We start from the raw sequence: 5983 nt of genomic DNA on the forward strand, positions 1-5983 counted from the left end.
TGTTGACGGCGATGTCGAGCCCGCCGAATTTTTCGACCGCCAGATCGACAAGGGCCTTTGCGTAGGCTTCGTCGCGGACATCGCCGGCAAGCGCGATGGCGATGCCATCGGCATCCGCGATTTCGGCGACAAGCGCGTCGAGCTCGGCCTGGCGGCGGGCGGCGACGATGACCTTGGCGCCTTCCTCCGCGAAGAGTTTTGCCGTGGCGCGGCCGATGCCGGAACTGGCGCCGGTGACGATGGCGATCTTGTTTGCGAGTGCGAACATTTTTGCATCCTTTTCTTCGCGCCGGCTTGACCGGCAGTTGGGATGCTTGGTCGCAGATCGAGGCCAGGCGAGCCACCCGATACCCGCCAAGATGCTGGAAAGCGCCGACGCGCCGGATGCGTCTTTTTCACCACGGCGCAAAACGGCAAGCGCCGTCGCAAACAGCGCAAGGGTGGAAGCGCTGTTTCGCTAGTGATACACCTCGCGCGCCGGGACCGACTGAACGCCGGCCGCCATTCGCGAAGCCTTTTTGGGGCGAGGTTGGGACGTTGAAGAAATATTCGGTATTCGCCATCGCCCGTGAAGCCATGCGCGGCCACAAGGGCTGGGAAGAACAGTGGTCCTCGCCTGAGCCCAGGAAAGAATACGACGTCATCATCGTCGGCGCCGGCGGCCATGGCCTGGCCACCGCCTATTACCTCGCCACGGTTCACGGCATCACCAATGTCGCGGTGCTGGAAAGGGGCTGGCTCGGCGGCGGCAACACAGGCCGCAACACCACCATCATCCGCTCCAACTATCTCTATGACGAGAGCGCCGGCATCTACGACCATGCACTGAAGCTGTGGGATGGGCTGAGCCAGGAGCTCAACTACAACGTCATGTATTCGGCGCGCGGCGTCATGATGCTCGCGCACAATGTGCACGACGTGCAGGTGCTGAAGCGCCACGTGCACGCCAACCGGCTGAACGGTATCGACAATGAGTGGCTGACGCCGGAGCAGGCGAAGGAATTCTGCCCGCCGCTCAACACCTCCAGGGATGCGCGCTATCCGGTGGTCGGTGCGGCGCTGCAGCGGCGCGGCGGCACGGCGCGCCACGATGCGGTTGCCTGGGGCTATGCGCGCGGCGCCTCGGCGCGCGGCGTCCATATCATTCAGAATTGCGAGGTCACCGGGGTCAAGCGGGCGGCCAATGGCGCGGTTTTGGGCGTCGACACGACGCGCGGCTTCATCGGTGCCAAGAAGGTCGGCGTCGTTGCCGCCGGCCATTCCTCAGTGATCATGAACATGGCCGGCGTGCGCATGCCGCTGGAGAGTTATCCATTGCAGGCGCTGGTGTCGGAACCGGTCAAGCCGGTGGTGCCCTGCGTGGTCATGTCGAACACGGTGCACGCCTATATCTCGCAGTCCGACAAGGGCGAGCTGGTGATCGGCGCCGGCACCGACCAGTATGTCTCCTATTCGCAGACCGGCGGCCTGCACATATTGCAGCACACGCTGGACGCCATCTGCGAGATGTTCCCGATCTTCACGCGCATGAAGATGCTGCGCTCGTGGGGCGGCATCGTCGACGTCACGCCCGACCGCTCGCCGATCCTGGCCAAGACGCCGGTGCCCGGGCTTTATGTCAATTGTGGCTGGGGCACGGGCGGCTTCAAGGCGACGCCGGGCTCGGGCCATGTCTTTGCCCACACCATCGCCAAAGACGATCCGCATCCGATCAATGCGCCCTTCACCATCGAGCGCTTCCGCACCGGCCGGCTCATCGACGAGGCGGCGGCGGCGGCGGTGGCGCACTGATGATGGCTGGGATGGCTGTCGCGATGCCGCTGATTCTGGCGGGGGAACACGTGCTGGCGGGGGAACGGGGCATGTTCCATTTTCCGTCGGCTGACGAAGTGCGCACGCAACCGATCAGCCGCACCGGCAACGAGACCGTCTGGCCGTTTTCGGTCGACGACGGCACGCTGGCCTGCGTCTGGAGCGGCGGCCAGCGGGTGGTGATGTTCTTCGAGGGACGTCCCGAAGGGCTTGACGAAGACGAGACATTCCAGCCGCGTCAAGTCATCGTCACCACCGATCCGATGCAACTCACTCTCGGCAACATGGCGTCGCGCGATCTGTTTCGTCCCGCTGCAAGCGTGGAGGAACGCATCCGGCTCGTCGCGCCGTTCGCGACCCTGGGACAGAAGCTTTGCGATCAACCGGCGGGCGCCCGCGTCGGCCACGGCGAATTGTAGGAACGAACAAATGCTTCTCATCCGCTGCCCCTATTGCGAGGAAGAGCGTCCGGAACTCGAGTTCCGCAACGCCGGCGAGGCGCATATCGCGCGCTCGGCCAATATGGCCGGCGAGAGCGACGACGATTTCGAAAAGTTCTTCTTCATCCGCTCCAACCCCAAGGGCATCATCTATGAGCGGTGGCGGCACATGCATGGCTGCGCGCGTTTCTTCAACGCCGTGCGCGACACCGTCACCGACAGGTTCGTCATGACCTACAAGGCCGGCGAACCCAAACCCTCCAAGCTGCCAGGAGTTGGCAAATGAGCGGCGCGTCGTACCGCATTTCCGGCGCCGGCCGCTTCAGCCAAGCCAAGACCGCGCGTTTCAGCTTCGATGGCCAGTCCTATGCCGGCATCGAGGGCGACACGCTGGCCTCGGCGCTGCTCGCCAATGGCGTCCATCTGGTCGGCCGTTCGTTCAAGTACCACCGTCCGCGCGGCATCCTGTCGGCGGGCGCCGAGGAGCCGAACGCGCTGGTCGAAATCAGGCGCGACGCGGCACGCAAGACGCCGAACGTGCGCGCGACTGTGCAGGAGCTTTATGACGGGCTCGAGGCGCAGTCGCAGAACCGCTGGCCGTCGCTGTCCTTCGACGTCGGTGCGGTCAACGACATCGCGTCGCCGATGTTTTCGGCCGGCTTCTACTACAAGACCTTCATGTGGCCGAAGGCGGCATGGAAGAGCCTGTACGAGCCCAAGATCCGCGCCGCGGCCGGTCTTGGAGTTTCCCCGGACCAGCCCGATCCCGACCATTATTCGTCACGCTATGCGCATTGCGACGTGCTGGTGCTGGGCGGCGGTGCGGCGGGCATCGCTGCGGCATTGGCAGCGGCGGAGACCGGCGTGCGGGTCATCCTCGCCGACGAGCAGGCCGAGTTCGGCGGCAGCCTGCGTTTCGAGAGCGGCGCGAAAATCGACGGCCAGGACGGCTTTGCCTGGGCGCAAGCTGCCGTGGCGAAGCTCGCCGCGATGGACAATGTCCGCGTGCTCCCGCGCACGACGGCGTTTGGCTATTACGCGCAGAATTTCGTCGGCCTGGTCGAGCGTGTCAGCGATCATCTGAAGGCTCCCGGCCACGATCTGGCGCGCGAGCGGCTGTGGCAAGTCAGGGCCAAGCGCGTGGTGCTGGCCTCGGGCGCCATCGAGCGCCACATGGTGTTCGCCGACAACGACCGCCCGGGCATCATGCTGGCGGGTGCCGCGCGCACCTATCTCAACCACTATGGCGTCGCGGTCGGCAGGAATGTCGGCGTCTACACCGCCAATGATTCCGCCTATGCAGCGGCGATCGACCTGAAGAAGGCCGGCGTCAACGTGGCGGCGATCGTCGATCTGCGCGACAATCCGACCGGACCGGTGATCGACGAGGCGAGGGCGCTCGGCATCGAGGTCAATTTCGGCCGCGCGGTGATCCGCGCCGGCGGCAAGCTGCGCGTTTCCTCGATGACGGTGCAGCCGAAGAATGGCGGCGGCGAACGCATCATTCCAGTCGACGCGATCCTGATGTCGGCCGGCTGGACGCCGTCGGTGCATCTGTTCTCGCAGTCGCGCGGCAAGGTCGCCTTCAACGACGAGACCAAGCGCTTCGTGCCGGGCACCTATGCGCAGGATTGTGTCTCTGTCGGCGCCTGCAATGGTACCGACGGCCTATCGGCGACGGTCGACGAGGCCTATGCCGCGGGCGCCAAAGCGGCCAGGGATGCGGGCGCGAAAACCGCCAAGGGTACGAAGCCGAAGGTCGACACCTCGGAGAGCTGGTCGCGCGGCATGCTGGGTGCGGCTCCTGGCGCCGGGCCGGACACCACGGTGAAGGCGTTTGTCGACTTCCAGAACGACGTCACCGCCAAGGATATCCGCCAGGCGGTGCACGAAGGCATGCGCTCGATCGAGCACGTCAAGCGCTTCACCACCAACGGCATGGCCACCGATCAGGGCAAGACCTCCAACATGCACGGCCTGGCGATTGCCGCCGAGATGCTGGGAAAGCCGATCCCGGAGGTCGGCCTGACCACGTTCCGGGCGCCCTATACGCCGGTGACCTTCGGCGCCATCGTCAGCCATGCGCGCGGGCCGCTGTTCGACCCGACGCGTAAAACGGCGATCCATCCCTGGGCCGAGGCGCAAGGCGCGGTGTTCGAGGATGTCGGCCAGTGGAAGCGCGCCTGGTATTTCCCCAAGGCGGGCGAGGACATGCATGCTGCTGTCGACCGCGAATGCGTCGCCGTGCGCAAGACTGCCGGCCTGTTCGATGCCTCGACACTGGGCAAGATCGAAGTGGTCGGGCCGGATGCGGCCAAATTCATGGAGCTGCTCTACACCAACCCTTGGGAGAAGCTGGAACCCGGCCGCTGCCGCTATGGCATCATGCTGCGCGAGGACGGTTTCATCTATGATGACGGCGTCGTCGGCAGGCTGGCGCCCGACCGTTTCCATGTGACGACGACGACCGGCGGCGCGCCGCGTGTCATGAACCACATGGAGGACTATCTCCAGACCGAGTTCCCGCATCTCAATGTCTGGCTGACCTCGATCACCGAACAATGGGCTGTCATCGCCGTGCAGGGACCAAAATCCCGCGACATCATCGCGTCGCTGGTCGAAGGCATCGACATGTCGGACGAGGCGCTGCCGCATATGTCGGTGCGCGAAGGCAAGATCTGCGGCGTGCCGACGAGGTTGTTCCGCATGTCGTTCACCGGCGAGCGGGGCTTCGAGGTCAACGTGCCTGCCGACTATGGCCAGGCGGTCTGGGAAGCGCTTTGGGCCGAAGGCCAGAAGCATGGCGCCGCCGCCTACGGCACCGAGGCGATGCACGTGCTGCGCGCCGAAAAGGGCTACATCATCGTCGGCCAGGACACTGACGGCACGGTGACGCCGAACGATGCCGGTCTCGACTGGGCGGTCGGCAAGAAGAAGACCGACTTCGTCGGTATCAGGGGCATGGCGCGGCCCGACCTGGTCGCCAAGGGCCGCAAGCAACTGGTCGGCTTGAAAACGAAAGACCCAAAGGTGGTGCTGGAGGAAGGCGCGCAGATCGTCGCCGACCCCAAGCAGGCGATCCCGATGAAGATGATCGGTCACGTCACCTCGAGCTACTGGTCGGAAAATTGCGGCCGCTCGATCGCGCTGGCGCTGGTCGCCGGCGGCCGCGACCGGATGGGCGACACGCTCTACGTGCCGATGCCGAACGGGGTGATCGAAGTGGAGGTTACCGGCATGGTGTTCTTCGACGAGACGGGAGGGCGCCTCAATGGCTAAGGCCGCTGCAAGGAAGACGGCTCCGGCTGCATCGCCTTCGGTCGAGCGCCGTCCGGCGCTGGCTGGACGCAGCACCACTGCTGCCGCCGTCAAGGTCGAGGTGCTGCCGCCGGCCGAGCGCATTTCGCTGCGTGCGCCGGAGGCTTCGGCCGCAGCGCTTTCGAAGGCGCTCGGCGTGACCTTGCCGAAAAAGCCGAAGACATCCTCCTCGAAGGGCGGGCGCACCGCCTTGTGGCTCGGCCCCGACGAATGGCTTGTCATCGATGAAGCCGGCAACGATCCGCTGGCCGATTGGGCCGGGGTTGCCGCTTTGCACTCGGCGGTCGGCATCTCGCATCGCAACATCGCGATATCAGTGACGGGCGCGGGGGCAGCGGCGACGATCAATGCGGGCTGCCCGCAGGATCTGTCGCTCGACGCCTTCCCGGTGGGCGCGACGTCGCGCACCATCC

6 protein-coding genes are annotated in these 5983 nt (G+C 65.5%); 5 read left to right on the forward strand and 1 reads right to left on the reverse strand.

All coding sequences use genetic code 11. From position 1 onward, the window contains the following. A partial coding sequence (locus tag EOA22_RS22090; protein ID WP_127390217.1) for an SDR family NAD(P)-dependent oxidoreductase occupies positions 1 to 268 on the reverse strand: 268 nt, incomplete at its 3' end. A gap of 269 nt (positions 269 to 537) precedes the next feature. Between EOA22_RS22090 and EOA22_RS22095 the strand changes: the two genes are divergently transcribed. The 5 genes from EOA22_RS22095 to EOA22_RS22115 form a co-directional block, all read left to right on the forward strand. Next, entirely contained in the window at positions 538 to 1791 is a 1254-nt protein-coding gene (locus EOA22_RS22095) for a sarcosine oxidase subunit beta (protein WP_063168974.1), read from the forward strand. After that, positions 1791 to 2231, forward strand: coding sequence for a hypothetical protein (locus tag EOA22_RS22100; RefSeq protein ID WP_013529657.1), 441 nt, complete (start codon positions 1791 to 1793; stop codon positions 2229 to 2231). The genes EOA22_RS22095 and EOA22_RS22100 overlap by 1 nt, the downstream gene beginning before the upstream one ends. A 10-nt stretch (positions 2232 to 2241) precedes the next feature. Continuing rightward, on the forward strand, positions 2242 to 2538 hold the full coding sequence (locus EOA22_RS22105; protein WP_013529658.1) for a sarcosine oxidase subunit delta: 297 nt from the start codon (positions 2242 to 2244) through the stop codon (positions 2536 to 2538). Next, positions 2535 to 5531, forward strand: a complete 2997-nt coding sequence (locus EOA22_RS22110) for a sarcosine oxidase subunit alpha (protein ID WP_063168973.1) — start codon at positions 2535 to 2537, stop codon at positions 5529 to 5531. Before EOA22_RS22105 ends, EOA22_RS22110 begins: the two co-directional genes overlap by 4 nt. Then, the coding region (locus EOA22_RS22115) for a sarcosine oxidase subunit gamma family protein (RefSeq protein ID WP_127390218.1) at positions 5524 to 5983 on the forward strand (460 nt) is incomplete at its 3' end. The genes EOA22_RS22110 and EOA22_RS22115, both read left to right, overlap by 8 nt.

Source organism: Mesorhizobium sp. M7A.F.Ca.US.014.04.1.1, assembly GCF_003998745.1.
GTDB lineage: Bacteria > Pseudomonadota > Alphaproteobacteria > Rhizobiales > Rhizobiaceae > Mesorhizobium > Mesorhizobium ciceri.